Raw genomic sequence first — 17180 nt, 5'->3', positions numbered from 1 at the left:
AGTAGGTAAGGATTCGAGGCGGGAGCGGGGCCGGGAGTTCCGGAGTGAGATGCGTCCGGGAGGTGTCTCTCCGCTCTTGTCAGTACCCCGTCATTTCCAGGTAGCCCATCCCCCTGGCGCTGCCCTCCACCCTGACCGGACCTTCCCAGTAGGGCGTGCCCAGGGCCATCCAGGCATCGGGATTGACTGCCGCGATATGCAGTTCGAGCTGCTGCCCCGGCAGGGTGATGGACCAGCGTACCGGCACCTCGCGGCCGGCGACCCTGTGGGTGGACTCTGGCGCCAGGCGGATATCGCCGGGATGCAGCGGCTGGTTGTGGCCATCGGCAGCGATCAAATTGCCGAACAGATAATGCTGGCCGTCGGCCTGGCGCAGGCGATAGAGCATCAGCTGGCGACCGTCGTCCAGGTGCAGGGAAAACCAGTCCCAGCCCAGTTGGTCGGCGGCCAGGTGCTGGCTGCTCCATTCGCGATCCAGCCAGGCCAGGCCCTTGACCGGCACGCGCCGTCCTTCGATCTCCAATTCGCCCTGGGCCTGGAAGAAGGGCTGACTGTAGTAGTAGGACGCCTGGCCGCTGGCGGACTTGCGGCTGACCCCGCCTTCGCCCTGGAGCACCAGCGGGCCGGTGGCGGCGAGCTCCAGCCGATAGGCGAAGCCCGGGCCTCGTGCCTGGACCTGCGCCCGACCGGCCAGGTCGCCCGCGAGGCGCCAATCGTCTATCCAGGCGGCGAAGGGCGCGGCCGTCACGCCGGCCTGGCCGATGCCGCCGCGACCCTGGGTCTGGGCAGAGAACTGGCGGGTCTCGGTGGTGAGGCCGGCGTGGCCCAGCCAGAGGTTGCCATTGCTCCATCCGGGCTGGTCGGCGCCGGGCCGCAGGGCATTGCGGAACAGCGTCCACTGCACGCCGTAGTGATGACCCTCGGCATCGCTGAGGTTGGCGGTGACGTACCACCATTCGATGCGGAAATCCGGATGAGCACCGTGATCGGCGGGAAAGCTGAAGACCTTGCCGGGCACGACGGGGGCGAAATTCTCGCTGCCCTGGCCGAGGCCGGCGAAACCTTCGGAAGCCGGTTGCTGGTCGCAACCGGTAAGCAGCAGGAGTGCGACCAGCAGGGCCCTAGCGTTCATTGCCGAGTTCTCGCAGCAGATCCAGCGGTTGACTGCGTTGCAGCCGCAGCAGCGGCCAGGCGGCCGCCAACAGGGTAGCCAGCAGGGCAATGGCGGAAAGCGCCAGCAACTGACCTGGAAAGACCTGCAGCGGCAGTCGCCAGCCAAAGGCCTGGACGTTCACCACCGCTACCAGGCACCAGGCCAGGAGAATGCCCAGCGGCATGGCCAGGGCCAGGGTGAGAAGGGCGAGCCCCAGCAGCTGCCCCAGGCTGAGCAGGATCAGCCGCGGTCGTTCGATGCCCAGCGCCCAGAGCGGCGCGAGCTGACCGAGACGCCGCTGCGCCTGGCCGAGCAGGGCGATGAACAGGGCGAGACCGGCCACCGCCAGGGTCAGGGCGTTGAGCGCGGCGGTGGCGCTGAAGGTGCGCTCGAAGACCTGGTCGGCATAGCGCCGCAACTGCCCCTGGTCGATGGAATGACTGGCGTCCAGCCCGAAGCGCTGTTGCAGCTCGCCGCGCAGGGCCTCTACCTGCGCCGGCGCCATGCGGATGACGATGCGCACCAGGGCGGCATCTGGCCATAGCGCCCGCAGGCGCGCCTGGGACAACAGCAGATGGCCGCGCGGATTGCCATAGTCGGCATAGGTGGCGAGCACCGGCGCGGACCAGCGCCCCTGGCTGCCCTGCAGCTCCACCCGCTGCCCTTTGGCCACCCCCAGGCGGCGCGCCAGTTGCTCGCTGAGCATCACGCCCTCTCCGGCGAAGAAGGGCGTCCAGGCGTCGCCACCGGCATCGAGCAGCGGCCAGTGCTGGCGATAGAGGTCAGCGTCCAGCACCCCGCTCAGGGTGGACGGCTGGCCTTCAATCCTGGTCTCTAGTTCGTACACCGGGAGCACCGCGCGGACGCTGGATTGCTGGGGTAGCCAGGCGAGCAGGGCCGCGGCCTGGGTAGCATCCTGCGGGCGCAGGTAGAGTTCGGCGGCCAGGCGCTGGTCGAGCCAGCCATCGAAGGTGCGGCGGAAGCCTTCGGTCATGCTGCCCGCGCCAACATTGGCCGCCAGCGCCAGCAGCAGCGCCATCAGCGCCTGGGACAGCCCGGGCAGCTGCTGGCGGGCGTCGGCCAGGAACCAGCGTGAAAGCGGGCGCCGGGCCTGCTTGAGGAGCAGATCCAGCAGGGCGCTCAGCAGCGGCGGCAATGCCAGGGCCGCCGCCAGCAGCAGGCAACCGAGCAGGGCCAGGCCGCTGGCCAGGCTGTTGCCACCCAGCCACAGCCCCAGCGCCGCCAGCCCCACCAGCAGGGCGCCCAGGGCCTGGCGCTGGAGCCAGCGGCCATGGGCGGCGCGCCAGGCCTCACCCTGGGCCAGCGCCAGCAGCGGCAGCCGCGCCGCGCGCCAGAGGCCGTCGGCACCCGCCAGCAGGGCACCGCCCAGGCTGAGGCCAAGGCCGGCCAGCCACCAGGCCGGGCTCAGGGTCAGGCTGCCGGCGATCTCGGCGCCATAGAGGCCGCGCAGGCTGGCCGCCACGTCGGGCAGCAGCAGCGCCGCCAGCAGATAGCCGCTGGCAACTCCCAGGGCGCCCGCCACCAGGGCGATCAGTGCCAGTTCCAGGGTCAGCGCCAGCACCAGGGTCGCGGCCGACAGACCACAGGCGCGCAGGGTGCGCAGCAGGGCGCGGCGTTGCTCAAGCGCCAGACCGGTCGCGGCATGGACGATGAACAGGCCGACGGCGAAGGCCAGCAGGCCGAGCGCCAGCAGGTTGAGGTGGAAGCTGTCGGTCAGGCGGTCCAGTTCGGCGCCCTGGTCGTTCTCCAGCCGTTGCAGGTCGACCCCGTCCAGGGTGGGCAAGGCGCGCTGAAAGGTCTTTGGCAGGATCAGTCGGGAGAGCTGGTCCGGTGCGTCCAGCAGGCGCTGGGCCTGGCCGATGTCCATGACCAGGGTGCCAGGCGCCAGGCCGGGGCGCGGCTGGAGCGGTGGTAGCGCCAGGCCATCGGCGCGGTGCAGCACTTCACCGGCCTGGAGCCGCCATTCGCGCAGCGTTTCCGGCGCGATCCAGGTGGTGCCAGTCGGACCGAGAAAGTCGAACAGGGCCTCGGGCGAAGCGCGGGCCGCCACCCCCCGGTCACTGGGCAGGGTGACCGGCTCGATGCCCAGCAGCGGCAGGGCGCCCTCGCGCTCGGCCAGGGTCAGGCGGCCCTGCAGGACGGGCGACACCGGCCAGCCCTGACGACGCAATTCGACGAACACCGCCTGGGGAAAGCGTTTACCGTCACGGGCTTCCAGACTCGACTGGTCGGCACCGAAGAAGGCGCTGGCCTGGGCATAGCTCTGGCGGGCCTGGGCATTGAGCGCCAGCACCCCGATCAGCAGCGCCGTCGCCAGCCATAGCCCGGCTACGAGGCCGGCCAGTTGCAGCGGATGACGCCGCCAATGGCTGGCCAGGCTGTGCAGACTCCAGTAGAGCAGTCTCATGGCTGGCCCACGGCTGCGTCGCCGAGACGCCCGCGTTCCAGTTGTAGGGTGCGATCCAGATGGCTGGCGATGCGCGCGCTGTGGGTCACCATCAGCAGGCTGCTGCCGGTCTCGGCGACCAGTTCCAGCAGCAGAGCCAGGGCTTGGTCGCCACTGGCTTCGTCGAGATTGCCGGTGGGTTCGTCGGCGAGCAGCAGGGGCGGCCGGGAGGCGAGGGCGCGTCCCAGGGCCACGCGCTGCTGCTGGCCGCCGGAAAGCTGTTCCGGATAGCGCTCCAGCAGGGCGGTCAGCCCCAGGCGCTCGGCCAGCTCGGCTTGCCAGCGCGGATCATGGCGCCCGGCCAGGCGCGCCTGGAAGGCGAGATTGTCGGCCACCGTGAGGCTGGCGATCAGATTGAATTGCTGGAAGATCAGCCCGATGCCCTCGCGGCGCCAGGCGGCCAGGGCCCGTTCGTTGAGACTGTCGAGTGCCTGGCCGGCGGCCTGGATGTGGCCTCGGTCAGGCCGGTCGAGGCCGGCGACCAGGTGCAGCAGGGTGCTCTTGCCACTGCCGGATTCGCCCATGAGCGCCAGACTCGCGCCCCGCGCCAGGCTGAGGTCCACGCCGCGCAGGACCGGCAGCGGGCCCTGGGGCGTCGGATAACTCTTGTGCAGATCGGTGATGGTCAGCATCGCGCCTCCAGCGCCGGTCGTGGTCTGCAATCGACCGGGCGGGGGCGGCGACGTTCAGCGCGGCTAGCGGCGCTTGGCCTTGCCCTTGCCGGTCTTCTCGTCTTCCTCGCGCTGCAGACGCTCGCACTTGCGCACCATGGTGAGGTAGTACACGGCGCTGCCGGCGAACAGGATGATGGGCAGTGCCAGGGACATCTGCAGCAGGCTGCCGGGGAAGGCGCTGGGCACCCAGTGGTGATAGAGCAGGATGCCGATCGCCAGCAGCACCGAGTACAGCAGGCCGTAGCCACCGGCCTTGCGCGATTCGCGGGCGAGGTCGAGAGGTGGGCGATTCAGATCGTTGGGCTCGAACATGGAGGTCTCTGGCAGGCTCTGAAGAAGGCGCTAGTTTAGCGCCTGGACTCGCGCCGGTCGCCACTGCCCGGGCACCCCGGACAAGACGTCGCAGGGATAGCCCGCCGCTCGTTCACGCGATGTTCAGGCAGACATAAGCTTGAAATCTTATCCTTTGCAGCCATTTAGAGGCCTGGCGATGGCAAGCGAGCAGGTCTCCTTGTAAGCTCGATCAGTTATTTGAACGCGCACAATGCGCACGGATAAGGAATCAACATGAAACAGTATCGGTTGGCAGCAGCGGTGGCCCTGGTGGGTCTGGTTCTGAGCGGCTGCGACTCCAAGCCCAAGGTCGAGCTGGAAAGCCCGGCCCAGAAGGCGTCCTACGGCATCGGCCTGAACATGGGCAAGAGCCTGGCCCAGGAAGGCATCGACGACCTGGATCCCAAGGCCGTCGCCCTGGGTATCGAGGACGCCGTCGGCAAGAAGGACCAGAAGCTGACCGATCAGCAGCTGACCGAAGCCTTCGCCGCCCTGCAGAAGCGCGCCGAAGAGAAGATGACCAAGGTCAGCGAAGACAACGCCAAGGCCGGCAAGAAGTTTCTCGAAGAGAACGGCAAGAAGCCTGGCGTGATCACCACCGCTTCCGGCCTGCAGTATGAAGTGGTCAAGAAGGCCGATGGCCCGCAGCCCAAGCCCACCGACGTGGTCACCGTGCACTACGAGGGCAAGCTGGTCGACGGCACCGTGTTCGACAGCTCCATCAAGCGTGGCACCCCGATCGACCTGCCGGTCAACGGCGTGATTCCGGGTTGGGTCGAGGCGCTGCAACTGATGCACGTCGGCGAGAAGATCAAGCTGTACATCCCCTCCGAGCTGGCCTACGGCGCCCAGAGCCCGAGCCCGGCGATCCCGGCCAATTCCGTGCTGGTGTTCGACCTGGAACTGCTCGGCATCAAGGACGCCGCTGCCGCGGACGCCGAAGACGCTCCGGCCGCTCCGGCTGCCGATGCGCCGGCCGCTGCCGAAAAGGCTCCGGCCAAGAAGTAAGCCGCACTCTTTGTACCGAACGCCCTGCCTAGCAGGGCGTTTTACATTGGACGGCGGGAAACCCTGCCGCAGCGGTGCGATCCAAGCAAGGGCGCAAGACTTGTGGTTTAAGGGTCTCTGGCCAATGCTCTCTCCTGCTCGAGGTGTCCATGAAGCCGCCGAAGAATTTTGATCGCTACCTTGGTATCGCCCAGCGCCTGCTGATCCGTGGCCGCCTGCCCGCGTTGTTGCTCGGCGTAGCGCGCAAGACCAGCAAGCGCGGACTCAAGCTGGGCGAGGCCCGCGACACCCTGAGTCTGTTCCATCAGCTGTTGCTGGCCTGGTGGCGAGGCGAATACCGCGGCGTGAGTCGCAAGACGCTGCTGACCGTCGCCGGCGGTCTGGTCTACTTCCTGCTGCCCATCGATCTCATTCCCGACTGGGTGCCCATGTTCGGTCTGTTCGACGACCTCGCCGTGCTGGCCTGGGTCGGCAAGGCCTGCAGCGATGAGCTGGACGGCTTTCGGGCCTGGCGCGCCAACCGCACCGCGAGCCAGCAGGCGGCCCTGGCGGCCCTGCCCGACAAGCACGAGCGGCCGGCGCCCGGCGTCGCCCTCGATCAGTTGCGGGATTGAGCGATTTGAGCGTACGCATCAGTCGCCAGCATTGGCTGGCCTTGCTGGATGAACTGGAGAGCGCGCGGCGCAGCCGCAGTCTCCTGACCTACCGCTCGGTGATTGAACGGCTGGGGCTGCCACAGCCGGCGATGGTGACCCTGACCACGGCGCTAGAGTATCTGGCAGCCCTCGACCGTCGTGAGGGGCGGCCATTGCGCAGTGCCCTGGTGGTCAGCCAGAGCGGGACGCGTATCCCCCGTGAAGGTTTCTTCGACTGTGCCCTGCGCCTGGGCGCCCTGGAAGGTTCGCCGCCCGTCACTGACGCCATCAGCTGGCATGCGGCCGAGGTGACCCGGGTGTTCGATCACCGCTACCCCGACCATCGCCAGGAATAGGCGTCAGGCCCGCATCAGGTGCAGGCTGTAGCCGGGCACCCTCTTGGCATTGCGCTTAGCCTCCGAGGCCAGCGCCGCCACCCCGCTGGCATCCACCCGCTGGCCGGCCTCCCGGTCCAGTTCCACCACTCCCAGGGACAGCGACAGCAGCGGATACTCGCGCCGGCGGCCGTCCCTGTCGTAGGCCAGGAAACAGCCGGCCTCCAGGTGCTCGCTGCGATAGAAATGTCGGCAGCGCTCCTGGAAGGCCGCCATCAGGCCATTGAGGCGCCGCCGCCAGTCCGCCGACCCCAGCACCACCAGGAAGTCGTCACCGCCGATGTGGCCGACGAAGTCCTGCTGTGGATCCAGGCGCTCGGACAGGGTCTGCGCCAGGCAGAGCAAGACCTCGTCGCCCTTGGCGTAGCCATAGAGGTCGTTGAAGGGCTTGAAGCCGTCGATGTCGACGTAGCAGACCACGGCTTCGCGCTGCTGATCCAGCAGCCGGGTCAGGCACTGCTGGATGGGCACGTTACCGGGCAGCTGGGTGAGGGGGTTGGCATGCTTGGCCTGCTGGATGCGCTGTTCGGTAATCAGGCGCAGCACGTCCATCACCCGTCCGACGCCGACATAGCGACCGCCTTCGGTGATGATGAAATCCTCTTCGATGCGCTGGCGTGCCCGGGCGGTGAGCAGACGGCTGACCTGCTGCAGTGACTGGCCGGATTCGGTCGCCAGGAAGTCCTGGCTCATCAGTCGGGCGATGGGCTTGCGCGCGAACACCTCGTGGGCGAAGGGCTTGAGCAGCGCCGAACTCAGTTCGTGATGGTGGACGATGCCCACCGGGCGATCGTCTTCGTCCACCACCGCCAGGGTGTTGAGGCTCGGCTGCAGGCGGAAACGCTCCAGCACTTCGGGAATGAGCATGTCCTGGCCGACCGCGACCTGCTCGACCCTGAGACTGGCAACGGTGGTCGATTCTTCGGCAAGCTCGGAACTGCGGACTTCCATCACCGGCAGCATGGTCTGGATCTCGCGCGGTGGGGCGGCGGTCGGTCGACCCAGCAGATAGCCCTGGACCAGATCCACGCCCATGCTCGCCAGGGTCGAGAGCTCTTCGTGGGTCTCGATGCCTTCGGCGATCACCTGGGCGCGGGAGGCTTCGGCCATCTTCAGGATCGAGCCGACGAATTCGCGCTTCACCGCATCGCGGTGGATGGACTCGATGAAGTGGCGATCGATCTTGACGAAGTCCGGGCGCAATTCCGACCAGCGCCTGAGACTGGAATAGCCGGCGCCCAGGTCGTCGAGGGCGATGGAAAAGCCCATGGCGCGGTAGTGGTGCAGGGCGGTGGCCAGCAGCGCGAAGTCATCGATGGGCGCCTGCTCGGTGAGCTCGATCACCACCTGCGCCGGGGAGAGACCCAGGCGCTGCAGCAGTTTGAGGGTCTGGCCCGACTGGTGCGCCGGTTCCAGCAGGGTTTCCGGACAGACGTTGAGAAACAGCAGGCCATCCAGCGCCAGCTCGCGAAAGGTCTGGCAGGACTGCTGGCGTGCGGCGATTTCCAGTTCGGACAGGCGACCGGCCTGGCGGGCGGTGGCATAGAGGGGCAGGGGGGATTGCAGCGGGGTATTCGAGGCGCCGCGAATGAGCGCCTCGTAGCCGAGGATGCGTCGCTCGCTCAAGGACACTATGGGTTGAAAGAGCGAATGCAACTCGCGATTGGCGAGAATGCGATCCAACACCCCAGCCTGGTCGTTAAGCGTCATGATAAGCCTGCAGGAACCCGGAAACGAAAATGCCCGGGGGTCGCAGGTGGCGACCCCCGGGCATTTCACGACAGAGATGTGACGTTTTGATGTCAGCGCTTGGGCGGCGTCTGGCTCAGGTCCAGGTAGTCCAGCAGCACATGGCCGGACTCCATGAGATAGGCGTCGTCCTGCGGCTTGGTCTTGTCGTCGTCGATCGCCGGGTTGTCCTCGTCGATCTTCTTCAGCTCCTTGAGCGGGGCTTCGCCCTTGCCCTTGCGACGCTGGTTTTCCATGGCCAGCTGGCGCTCGTCCAGCGCGGTCTGCTCGGCGCGGCGCTTCTTCTCGTCGAGGCTGACGGTGGTATCCGCCGCCAGTTCCTGGGCCAGCTTCAGGCGCTCGCGGGCAAAGATGAAGTCGGGATCCTTCTGCACCCGCACGTCATGGCGCTTGACCAGTTCCGGCAGGTAGTTGGCGAAGGGATTGCTCAGACCGGTCACCGCCGGGGCGATGGTGTCCCAGGGCATGGAGTCGGGCAGGGCGCTCTCGCCGATCTGCTTGGTGTCCACCACCGCCGGATAGTCGATGTCCGGCAGTACACCCTGGTGCTGGGTGCTCTGGCCGGAGACGCGGTAGAACTTGGCGATGGTCAGCTTCAGCTCGCCATGGTTGAGCGGCTGGATGGTCTGGACGGTGCCCTTGCCGAAGGTCTGGCCGCCGACGATCAGCGCCCGGTGATAGTCCTGCATGGCGCCGGCGAAGATCTCCGAGGCCGAGGCGGACAGGCGATTGACCAGCACGGTCAGCGGGCCCTTGTAGAAGGCGCCGCCTTCGTCGTCGGCCAGCACCTCGACCTTGCCGTCGCCATTGCGCACCAGCACGGTGGGACCCTGGTCGATGAACAGCCCGGTCAGTTCGGTGGCTTCCTGCAGCGAGCCGCCGCCGTTGTTGCGCAGGTCCAGGACGATGCCATCGACCTTTTCCTTCTGCAGCTCGCCGATGAGCTTCTTCACGTCACGCGTGGTGCTCTTGTAGTTCGGGTCGCCGGCGCGATAGGCCTTGAAGTCCAGATAGAAGGCCGGCACGTCGATCACGCCGAGCTTGTAGTGCTTGCCCTCGTGGGGCACGTCGATCACGTGCTTCTGCGCCGCCTGCTCTTCGAGCTTGACCGCTTCGCGGGTGATGGTGACGATCTTGGTCTTCTGGTCGTTCGGCGCATTGCTCGCCGGGATGACCTCCAGGCGGACCTTGGAGCCCTTGGGTCCGCGGATCAGCTTGACCACCTCGTCCAGCCGCCAGCCGATGACGTCGACCATCTCGCCGTCGCCCTGGGCGACGCCGACGATCTTGTCCGCCGGCGCGATCTGCTTGGACTTGTCGGCCGGGCCGGCCGGTACCAGGCGCAGGATCTGCACGTAGTCGTTGTCGTTCTGCAACACTGCGCCGATGCCTTCCAGCGACAGGCTCATGTTGATGTCGAAGTTTTCCGCGCTTTCCGGGGAGAGATACTGGGTGTGCGGGTCGTAGGACTCGGCGAAGGCGTTGATGTAGGTCTGGAAGACGTCTTCGCTGCGGGTCTGGTTGAGCCGTGCCAGTTGATTCTTGTATCTCTTGGTCAGCTGCTGCTGGATCTGCTGATCGGTCTTGCCGGACAGGCGCAGGCGCAGGACCTCGTCCTTGAGCTTGCGGTGCCAGAGATCGTCCAGCGCAGCGGTGTCCGCCGGCCAGGCCGCCTTCTCGCGATTGGTGTTGAAGGATTCGTCGACGGTGAAGTCGAGCTTGCCGATGCCGGCGTTGAGCAGGCCCAGGCCGTAGTTCAGCCGCTCGGTCATGCGCTGGGCATAACGACGGTAGATGGCGAAGCCCGGTTCGAGGTTACCCTGCTTGAGGTAGTCGTCGAAGCGGGTCCGCGAGGCGTCGAATTCGCGAATGTCGGCGGCATTGAAATACAGCCGGCCGGGATCAAGCATCTTCAGATAGCTGTCGTAGATCTTGATCGACTGGGCATCGTTGAGCGGCGGCTTGCTGTAGTGGTGCCGCTTGAGCAGCTCGACGATGTTGAGGCTGGCGATGACCTGGTCGCGATCGGGTTGCAGTTTCTCGGCGCCTACCGGCGCGTTGGGCTTGGCGAAGAGGGGCGTTGCGCTGACGCCAAGCAGGACAACGAGGGCGGTACGGGACAAGAGCTGCTTCATGTGTATTCGACTAATGCACGGAAAGGAATAGGCTATAGGCCCTTCCCGGCCCGGGCGGTTCCGCGGCCAGGGGAAGTATGACGGGCGCTGACGAAAGTCGTCTGACGGCGGTCTTAAGGGTAGCGGCGATCAGAGGGGAAGGCTGTGACAGCCCCGCGTCTTCCGGTCCGCTCGACTCCCGCAGAACCCGCCGGCGCAGGCGCTTTTCGTCAAAGCCTGAGCCACTATGGAGGCACCGTGAACGCATTGCAAGGTATCGAAGGGCAACTGGAATGGCAGTCACTGAGCGCGCGCGCGCTGGCGCCTGGGGAAATTCGCATCAAGGTGGCGGCCGCCGGTCTCAACCGCGCGGACCTGCTGCAGCTGGCGGGCAACTATCCGCCGCCGCCCGGCGCGCCGGCGACCCTGGGCCTCGAATGTGCCGGGGTGGTCAGCGAGACCACTGCGGATTCGCGCTGGCAGGTCGGTGACCGCGTCTGCGCGCTGCTGGCTGGCGGTGGCATGGCCAGCGAGGTGGTGGTGGACGGGCGTCAGGCGGCCTCAGTGCCGGAAGGCCTGTCGCTGATCGAGGCCGCGGCGCTGCCCGAGGTGTGGGCGACCGCCTGGAGCAACCTGTTCGATCTGGCCGCGCTGCAGCCGGGCGAAAAGGTACTGCTGCATGCCGGCGCCAGCGGTGTCGGCTCGGCCGCCATCCAGCTGTGCAAGGCCTTCGGTAATCCCTGCTGGGTCAGCGTCGGCTCCCAGGATCGCCTGGCGCATTGCGAGCGCCTCGGTGCCGAGGGCGGGGTGCTGCGCAAGACCGATCTGGAAGGGCTGCGCGATTTCGCCCCCTTCCACGTCATCCTCGATCCGGTCGGCGCGAACTATGCGTCGCTCAATCTGGATCTGCTGGGCCAGGACGGACGCTGGGTGCTGATCGGCCTCATGGGCGGTCGCCAGGCCGAGATGGATCTGGGCAAGGTGCTCGGCAAGCGCATCCGCATCATCGGCTCGACGCTGCGCAACAGATCCGTGGAATTCAAGGCCAAGACCATGAGATCCCTGGAGGCCAAGGTGTGGCCGCTGTTCGCCGAAGGCAAGCTGAACGTCAACCTGGAACGCCGCTTCGCCGCCCAGAACGCCGAAGCCGCCTTTGCCGCCCTGGAAAGCAACGAGGTGAACGGCAAGGTGGTGCTGGTGCTGGACGAAGGGCTGGAGTAGCACCCACGGCCAGGGTTATCGCGGCCATGGCGGTCCGCCGCTACGGCCGCTCCTACAGATCGAGTCCGCTGTAGGCGCAACTGTCTTTATCGCGGCCATGGGCCGCTCCTACGAGGGGTGATGCTTCTGTAGGGGCGGCCCATGGCCGCGATAGCATGCGTGTCTGACTGACTCTACCGCCAGCTGAGGATCGGCCAGCCAGCCTGTGCCGCGCGCTCGCGTAGTACCGGATCGGGGTTGACCACGTGCGGCTTGCCCACCGCTTCGAGCAGCGGCAGGTCGTTGCGCGAGTCGGAGTAGAAGCTGGCGCCAGCCAGTAGGCTGCGGTCGCCGCCGAGCAGTTCCAGCAGGCGGGTCAGCTTGCCTTCGCGAAAGGTCATGACGCCCTCCACCTGGCCGCTGTAGACGCCGTGATTGACCTGCAGGTCGATGGCCAGCACTTCTTCCACGCCGAGGCGTTCGGCGATGGGCTCCACCAGATGCACCCCGGAAGCCGAGACTATGATCACCCGGTCGCCGGCCGCGCGGTGGGCGGCGATGCACTTCATGGCGTCGCTGAAGATCAGGGGTTCGATGACGTCCTCGACCCAGGGCCCGACCTCGAAATCCACTTCCTCGGGCGTGCGGCCCACCAGGGGTTCGAGGTGGAAGGCCATGTAGTCTTCCATGGCCAACTCGCCCTGGGCGTACGCCGCCATCAGCTCGCTGTCGCGCCGCACGAAGGACTCGCGGTCGACCCAGCCGAGCACGCCCATCTGCTGGCTCCACAGGCTGGAACAGTCACCGTCGATAAGGGTTTCGTCGAGATCGAAAATCGCCAGGGTCATGCCACTTCTCTCAGGCTGTCGGAATCGACGGCCAGGGTGACGGCTGTGCCGTTCGGCTGCAAGGCCGTCGGCCCATGGTTGAGAACGTCGACATTGAGTTCGCAGGCTTCGGTGGCGATCCGGTAGCGGATCACGTTGCCCAACAGGCTGTGACCGACGATGCGGCCGCTGAAACCGCCGGCGACGCCGAGTCGGATGGCCTCGGGGCGAATCGCCACCTGCCCCTGGAAGGTCTGGCCGAACAGGCGGCTGGCCTGGTCGGCGCTGAGCAGGTTGTAGTTGCCGATGAAGCCGGCGGCGAAGGCATCCACCGGTGCGGTGTAGAGGGTCTCGGCATCGCCGCTCTGGACGATGCGCCCCTCGCGCATCAGCACGATGCGATCGGACAGGGTGAGGGCTTCTTCCTGATCGTGGGTGACGAACACCGTGGTCAGGCCCAGCTCCTGCTGGATGGCGCGGATCTGTTCGCGCAGGTGGCGACGGATGCGGGCATCCAGCGCCGAGAGGGGTTCGTCCAGCAGCAGCAGCCGCGGCCGCACGATCAGCGAGCGCGCCAGGGCCACGCGCTGGCACTGGCCGCCGGAGAGCTGGTGCGGATAGCGCTCGGCGAAGCCCTGCAGTTCTACCAGGGTCAGGGCCTCGCGCACCCGCTGTTCGATTTCGTCCCGCGCCAGGCGCTGCATGCGCAGGCCGAAGGCGACGTTCTGCGCCACGGTCATGTTGGGAAACAGCGCATAGCTCTGGAACACCATGGCGATGCCACGGCGCTGCGGCGGCAGGTGGGTGATGTCCTGTCCCGCCAGCACGATGGCGCCGCGATCGACCTCGGTGAGCCCGGCCAGGCAGCGCAGCAGGGTGGACTTGCCGCAGCCCGAGGGGCCGAGCAGGGTCACCAGTTCGCCCTGTTCCGCATGGAATTCGATGTCGGTGAACAGGGTATTGGCGCCGTAGCGCTTGTGCAGTCCCTTGACCGCGAGATAGCTCATGTCCGCTCCCGATTCAGGCGATTAGCGATCCAAGTCAGCAGCAGGACCGCGAGGAAGTAGGAGATCACCAGGGCGCTGGTCAGGTGGCCGCTGCCGTTGCGCAGGTTGTAGAGATAGATCTGCAGGGTCTCGTAGCGCGTCCCCACCAGCAGGTTGGCGAAGACGAATTCGCCGATGAGAAAGGAGAAGGACAGGAACAGCGCCACCATCAGGCCGGTGCGCAGATTGGGCAGCACCACCAGCAGGGCGGCGCGCCAGGAGCTGGCGCCGAGCAGGTGGGCGGCGTCCATCAGGTCGCGCAGATTCAGCGCCTGGAGGTTGTTGCTGATGGCGCGGTACATGAAGGGCAGGGCGATGGTGAAGTAGCAGAACACCAGGATCCAGGGCGTGCCGGTCAGCGGCAGCGGCCCGCTCGCATAGAGCTGCAACAGGCCCACCGCCGAGACCACCGGCGGCACGGCGAACGGCAGGAGGATCAGCACGTTCATCAGCGCATCCAGCCGGGGGAAGTGATAGGCGATGGCGAACATGGCCGGCAGGATCAGCACGCAGGACAGCGCCAGGGCGCCAAAGCAGATCGCCAGGGAGCGACCGAAGGCGGCGAGAAAGCGCGGATCGCTCCACAGCTGCAGGTACCACTTGAAGGTGAAGCCCGCCGGCAGCAGGGTCGCCGACCACTGGGTGGCCAGGGAATATATGAGGGTCGCGGCGAGGGGCGTGAACAGGATCAGGAACAGGATCCAGACCACCAGCCGATGGTAGAGGCGCTCAGCTCTGGACATGACGACTCCGCCGCAGCAGCCACTGATGGACAAGGGTGATCAGGGTCATGAAGGCCACCAGCAGCATGGCCAGCGCCGCGGCCAGGTTGGGCTCCAGATAGATGTCGCCGGAAACCAGGGCGGCGATGCGCACCGGCACCACGTTGAAGTTGCCGGTGGTGAGGGCATAGACCGTGGCGTAGGCGCCCAGGGCGTTGGCGAGCAGGATGATGAAGGTGCCGACCAGCGCCGGACTGAGCACCGGCAGGCCGATGTGCCGCCAGTATTGCCAGGTGCCGGCACCCAGCAGCGCCGCCGCGTCGCGCCAGTCCTGCTTCAGGGCTTCGAAGGCCGGGAAAAGCAGCAGCACGCCCAGGGGAATCTGGAAGTAGGTGTAGATGAGGATCAGGCCGCCCTTGGTGTAGAGGTTGAAGCCTTCGATCAGCCCGAATTGCTTGAGCGCCAGGGTCAGGCAGCCGTTGATGCCCAGCAGGATGATGAAGGCGAAGGCCAGCGGCACCCCGGCGAAGTTGCTGGTCATGTTGGTGAAGGCCACTACGAAGCCGCGCAGCCGCGAGTCGACCCGGGTCAGCGAATAGGCGCCGAGCAGCGCGATCAGCAGGCCGCAGACGCTGGACCAGAGCGAAATCTCCAGGGAGAAGCGGATGGCCTGCAGGTAGAAGGGCGAGCCGAGGATTTCGGCGTAGTTGCCCAGGCCCCAGCCGCTTTCGCTGGAGTTGAAGCTGTTGAAGGCGATCCAGGCCAGGGGCGCCAGCTGGAAGGCGCCGAACACCAGCAGGAAAGGCAGGATCAGCAGCAGGGCGAGTCGGGGCCGCTTCATGCCAGCAGCTCCAGACACAGGGGCTTGTCATGGGCGAGGCCCAGCAGCGTGCAGACGGTGCCGCAGAGCTCCACCTGCAGCGGCGTCGCCTCGCCCAGGGAGAAGCCTGCGCCAAAGACGAACAGGGGCACCTCGCGTTCTTCCGGCAGCGTCCCGCCGTGACTGCGGTCGTCGTTCATGCCGTGATCGGCGGTCACCAGCACCTGGTAGCCGGCGTCCAGCCAGGCGGGCAGGTAGTGGGACAGCAAACCGTCGGCGCGGCGCGCGGCGTTGCGGTACTCGGGGCTGGAGAGCCCGTGCCGGTGACCGGCATCGTCGATGTTCATCGGATGCACCAGCAGGATGTCCGGGTCATGGGCCAGGCGCAGGTGCTCGGCATCGTCGAACAGATGGGAATCCGGATAGTGGTCGGCGTAATAGAAGTGGCCGTGCTGGATCGGCAGGGCGGTGTCGCTGACGTGCCTGTCCCGTGCCCGGTCGAAGGGGCTGCGATTGTAGAGTTCGCTGACCCAGTGATAGGCCGCCGCCGCTGTGGTGAGGCCGGCGGCCCGGGCCAGGTGGAAGAGGCTGGTCTGGTTGGACAGCCGGTCCACGCCGTTGTGGACGATGCCGCTGCGCACCGGGGGCACCCCGGTGAGCAGGCATTCGTAGAGCGGACGAGAGAGCGAGGGCAACTCGCATTCCAGCCGGTAGAGGCGACCCCGGCCGGCCAGGCAGAGCGCCTGGAGGAAGCCGAGTCCGTGTTCGGCGACCCTCAGGGCGAGTCCGTCCAGCACGACCAGGATGACCTTCATGATGTCACTGCTGCATGTTGATCAGAACGTGTTCCTGCCAGAGCCGCGGCAGGCGCTTGGAGGTCTCTTCCCAGGCCTTGGCATCGGCGATGGGGCGGGCCTTGGCGTATTGCGCCTGGGGCAGCAGCTTGGCCTGGACATCGGCCGGCAGGGTCAGGTGCTCGGCGCGGATCGGCCGGGCATAGCCCTGGGCCAGGTTGATCTGGCCGGCGTCGGAGAAGATGTACTCGCGGGCCAGCTTGGCGGCGTTGGGGTGCTTGGCATACTTGTTGATGATGGTGGTGTAGCCGGAGGTCACCGAGCCATCGGAGGGGATCAGCACCTCGAAGCGCGAGCGATCGATCTGGTCGCGATAGTTGAGGGCATTGAAGTCCCAGACCACGCCGACTTCCACTTCACCCTTCTCGAGGTTGGCCACCACCGGGTTGGTGAAGGCCAGGCGGCCCTGCTTGGCCAGCTTGGCGAAGAAATCCAGCGCCGGCTTGATGTTCTTTTCGTCGCCCCCGTTGGCATAGGCCGCCGCCAGCACGCCGCTCACCGCCTGGGAGGCCGCGCTGACATCGCCGATGGTGACCTTGTAGTTGCCCTTGAGCAGGTCGGCCCAGGAATGGGGAACGTCCTTGACGGTCTGCTTGTTGACGATGAAGGCGATGGTGCCGGTGTAGGCCAGCGCCCAGTGACCGTCGCTGTCCTTGGCCCAGCTCGGGACCTGGTCCCAGGTGCTGGGTTTGTAGGGCTGGGTAACGCCCTTCTGCACGGCGATGGGGCCAAAGGAAGCACCGACGTCACCGATGTCGGCGGAGGCGTTCTCGCCTTCGGCGGCGAACTTGGCGATCTCCTGGGCGGAGCTCATGTCGGTATCCTGGTGCTTGAGTCCGTACTTCTGCTCAAGGTCCTGCCAGGTGCCTTTCCAGTTCGCCCAGGTATCGGGCATGCCGACGCTGTTCACCTCGCCTTCCTTGCGGGCGGCGGCTTCGAGGGCTTTGAGATCGACGGTATCGGCGAAGGCGGTACCGGCCTGTACCGCAACGGCTGTGGCCAACAGGGAAGCAAGCAGACGGGTCATACGGGCGCTCCAGGGATTAGGGCTTGGTCTAGGTCAGCAAGACACAGGCCAATCTAGGACCAGGGTATGACGATTTGATGGCAATCCGCCCAGGTTCTCTGCTGGCACGGGCGCTGCAGTCGTCACCAAGCGGTCATCTGGCCGTCTTAGTCTCCA

Annotated in this window: 16 protein-coding genes; 4 read left to right on the top strand and 12 right to left on the bottom strand. The window is 66.6% G+C overall.

Translation table 11 applies throughout. The features are described 5' to 3' along the window. Nucleotides 1–79: 79 nt before the first annotated feature. From PSEK12I1_RS0108450 to PSEK12I1_RS0108435, 4 genes are all read right to left on the bottom strand, one after another. The gene (locus PSEK12I1_RS0108450; RefSeq protein WP_027601266.1) at nt 80–1132 is read right to left on the bottom strand and encodes a lipocalin-like domain-containing protein; all 1053 of its coding nucleotides are present in this window, start codon (nt 1130–1132) and stop codon (nt 80–82) included. After that, on the bottom strand, nt 1122–3581 hold the full coding sequence (locus tag PSEK12I1_RS0108445) for an FtsX-like permease family protein (RefSeq protein ID WP_027601265.1): 2460 nt from the start codon (nt 3579–3581) through the stop codon (nt 1122–1124). Before PSEK12I1_RS0108445 ends, PSEK12I1_RS0108450 begins: the two co-directional genes overlap by 11 nt. After that, complete coding sequence (locus PSEK12I1_RS0108440) at nt 3578–4252, bottom strand: ABC transporter ATP-binding protein (RefSeq protein ID WP_007162157.1); 675 nt, start codon at nt 4250–4252, stop codon at nt 3578–3580. The genes PSEK12I1_RS0108445 and PSEK12I1_RS0108440 overlap by 4 nt, the downstream gene beginning before the upstream one ends. 63 nt (nt 4253–4315) lie before the next feature. After that, the gene (locus tag PSEK12I1_RS0108435; protein WP_007162158.1) at nt 4316–4606 is read right to left on the bottom strand and encodes a hypothetical protein; all 291 of its coding nucleotides are present in this window, start codon (nt 4604–4606) and stop codon (nt 4316–4318) included. 255 nt (nt 4607–4861) lie between these two features. Here PSEK12I1_RS0108435 and PSEK12I1_RS0108430 point away from each other — a divergent pair, with 255 nt between their 5' ends. From PSEK12I1_RS0108430 to PSEK12I1_RS0108420, 3 genes are all read left to right on the top strand, one after another. Then, nucleotides 4862–5635: an FKBP-type peptidyl-prolyl cis-trans isomerase gene (locus PSEK12I1_RS0108430; RefSeq protein ID WP_017642777.1), complete on the top strand. Its 774-nt coding sequence runs from the start codon at nt 4862–4864 to the stop codon at nt 5633–5635. A 149-nt stretch (nt 5636–5784) separates the two neighbouring features. Further along, nucleotides 5785–6249 (top strand): YkvA family protein, encoded by a 465-nt coding sequence (locus tag PSEK12I1_RS0108425; protein ID WP_007162160.1) that lies wholly within the window; start codon nt 5785–5787, stop codon nt 6247–6249. Between the two features lie 5 nt (nt 6250–6254). Next, entirely contained in the window at nt 6255–6626 is a 372-nt protein-coding gene (locus PSEK12I1_RS0108420; protein ID WP_007162161.1) for a hypothetical protein, read from the top strand. 3 nt (nt 6627–6629) lie between these two features. On the opposite strand, the gene PSEK12I1_RS0108415 is transcribed toward PSEK12I1_RS0108420, so the two are convergent. Beyond that, complete coding sequence (locus tag PSEK12I1_RS0108415; protein ID WP_027601264.1) at nt 6630–8375, bottom strand: bifunctional diguanylate cyclase/phosphodiesterase; 1746 nt, start codon at nt 8373–8375, stop codon at nt 6630–6632. A gap of 92 nt (nt 8376–8467) precedes the next feature. Then, the gene (locus PSEK12I1_RS0108410; protein WP_007162163.1) at nt 8468–10549 is read right to left on the bottom strand and encodes a carboxy terminal-processing peptidase; all 2082 of its coding nucleotides are present in this window, start codon (nt 10547–10549) and stop codon (nt 8468–8470) included. Between the two features lie 237 nt (nt 10550–10786). On the opposite strand from PSEK12I1_RS0108410, the gene PSEK12I1_RS0108405 reads away from it, so the two are divergent. Beyond that, nucleotides 10787–11749: an NAD(P)H-quinone oxidoreductase gene (locus PSEK12I1_RS0108405; RefSeq protein ID WP_027597662.1), complete on the top strand. Its 963-nt coding sequence runs from the start codon at nt 10787–10789 to the stop codon at nt 11747–11749. Between the two features lie 173 nt (nt 11750–11922). Here the strand turns inward: PSEK12I1_RS0108405 and PSEK12I1_RS0108400 are convergent, their stop codons facing one another. From PSEK12I1_RS0108400 to PSEK12I1_RS0108375, 6 genes are read right to left on the bottom strand one after another with little or no spacing between them, the layout of a single operon-like run. Further along, nucleotides 11923–12576 carry an HAD family phosphatase gene (locus PSEK12I1_RS0108400; RefSeq protein WP_027601263.1) on the bottom strand — a complete coding sequence of 218 codons (654 nt, stop codon included), beginning with the start codon at nt 12574–12576 and terminating at the stop codon, nt 11923–11925. Further along, nucleotides 12573–13562, bottom strand: a complete 990-nt coding sequence (locus tag PSEK12I1_RS0108395; protein ID WP_027597664.1) for an ABC transporter ATP-binding protein — start codon at nt 13560–13562, stop codon at nt 12573–12575. The genes PSEK12I1_RS0108400 and PSEK12I1_RS0108395 overlap by 4 nt, the downstream gene beginning before the upstream one ends. Next, the gene (locus tag PSEK12I1_RS0108390; protein WP_027601262.1) at nt 13559–14344 is read right to left on the bottom strand and encodes an ABC transporter permease; all 786 of its coding nucleotides are present in this window, start codon (nt 14342–14344) and stop codon (nt 13559–13561) included. The genes PSEK12I1_RS0108395 and PSEK12I1_RS0108390 overlap by 4 nt, the downstream gene beginning before the upstream one ends. After that, complete coding sequence (locus PSEK12I1_RS0108385) at nt 14331–15164, bottom strand: ABC transporter permease subunit (protein ID WP_027601261.1); 834 nt, start codon at nt 15162–15164, stop codon at nt 14331–14333. The genes PSEK12I1_RS0108390 and PSEK12I1_RS0108385 overlap by 14 nt, the downstream gene beginning before the upstream one ends. After that, nucleotides 15161–15958, bottom strand: a complete 798-nt coding sequence (locus PSEK12I1_RS0108380; RefSeq protein ID WP_027601260.1) for an alkaline phosphatase family protein — start codon at nt 15956–15958, stop codon at nt 15161–15163. Before PSEK12I1_RS0108380 ends, PSEK12I1_RS0108385 begins: the two co-directional genes overlap by 4 nt. 4 nt (nt 15959–15962) lie before the next feature. Beyond that, nucleotides 15963–17024 (bottom strand): ABC transporter substrate-binding protein, encoded by a 1062-nt coding sequence (locus PSEK12I1_RS0108375; protein WP_027601259.1) that lies wholly within the window; start codon nt 17022–17024, stop codon nt 15963–15965. Nucleotides 17025–17180 lie beyond the last annotated feature (156 nt).

This window comes from Pseudomonas sp. MOIL14HWK12:I1 (assembly GCF_000510705.1).
Taxonomy (GTDB): Bacteria; Pseudomonadota; Gammaproteobacteria; order Pseudomonadales; family Pseudomonadaceae; genus Chryseomonas; species Chryseomonas oryzihabitans.
This window is presented reverse-complemented; position numbering and strand designations above follow the sequence as displayed.

Excerpts from the sequence above, each read along its gene's own strand:
- PSEK12I1_RS0108440 (WP_007162157.1), bottom strand. The coding sequence starts at position 4,252 with ATGCTGACCATCACCGATCTGCACAAGAGTTATCCGACGCCCCAGGGC.
- PSEK12I1_RS0108400 (WP_027601263.1), bottom strand. The coding sequence starts at position 12,576 with ATGACCCTGGCGATTTTCGATCTCGACGAAACCCTTATCGACGGTGAC.
- PSEK12I1_RS0108445 (WP_027601265.1), bottom strand. The coding sequence starts at position 3,581 with ATGAGACTGCTCTACTGGAGTCTGCACAGCCTGGCCAGCCATTGGCGG.
- PSEK12I1_RS0108380 (WP_027601260.1), bottom strand. The coding sequence starts at position 15,958 with ATGAAGGTCATCCTGGTCGTGCTGGACGGACTCGCCCTGAGGGTCGCC.
- PSEK12I1_RS0108395 (WP_027597664.1), bottom strand. The coding sequence starts at position 13,562 with ATGAGCTATCTCGCGGTCAAGGGACTGCACAAGCGCTACGGCGCCAAT.
- PSEK12I1_RS0108415 (WP_027601264.1), bottom strand. The coding sequence starts at position 8,375 with ATGACGCTTAACGACCAGGCTGGGGTGTTGGATCGCATTCTCGCCAAT.
- PSEK12I1_RS0108425 (WP_007162160.1), top strand. The coding sequence starts at position 5,785 with ATGAAGCCGCCGAAGAATTTTGATCGCTACCTTGGTATCGCCCAGCGC.
- PSEK12I1_RS0108385 (WP_027601261.1), bottom strand. The coding sequence starts at position 15,164 with ATGAAGCGGCCCCGACTCGCCCTGCTGCTGATCCTGCCTTTCCTGCTG.
- PSEK12I1_RS0108435 (WP_007162158.1), bottom strand. The coding sequence starts at position 4,606 with ATGTTCGAGCCCAACGATCTGAATCGCCCACCTCTCGACCTCGCCCGC.
- PSEK12I1_RS0108375 (WP_027601259.1), bottom strand. The coding sequence starts at position 17,024 with ATGACCCGTCTGCTTGCTTCCCTGTTGGCCACAGCCGTTGCGGTACAG.
- PSEK12I1_RS0108410 (WP_007162163.1), bottom strand. The coding sequence starts at position 10,549 with ATGAAGCAGCTCTTGTCCCGTACCGCCCTCGTTGTCCTGCTTGGCGTC.
- PSEK12I1_RS0108450 (WP_027601266.1), bottom strand. The coding sequence starts at position 1,132 with ATGAACGCTAGGGCCCTGCTGGTCGCACTCCTGCTGCTTACCGGTTGC.
- PSEK12I1_RS0108430 (WP_017642777.1), top strand. The coding sequence starts at position 4,862 with ATGAAACAGTATCGGTTGGCAGCAGCGGTGGCCCTGGTGGGTCTGGTT.
- PSEK12I1_RS0108390 (WP_027601262.1), bottom strand. The coding sequence starts at position 14,344 with ATGTCCAGAGCTGAGCGCCTCTACCATCGGCTGGTGGTCTGGATCCTG.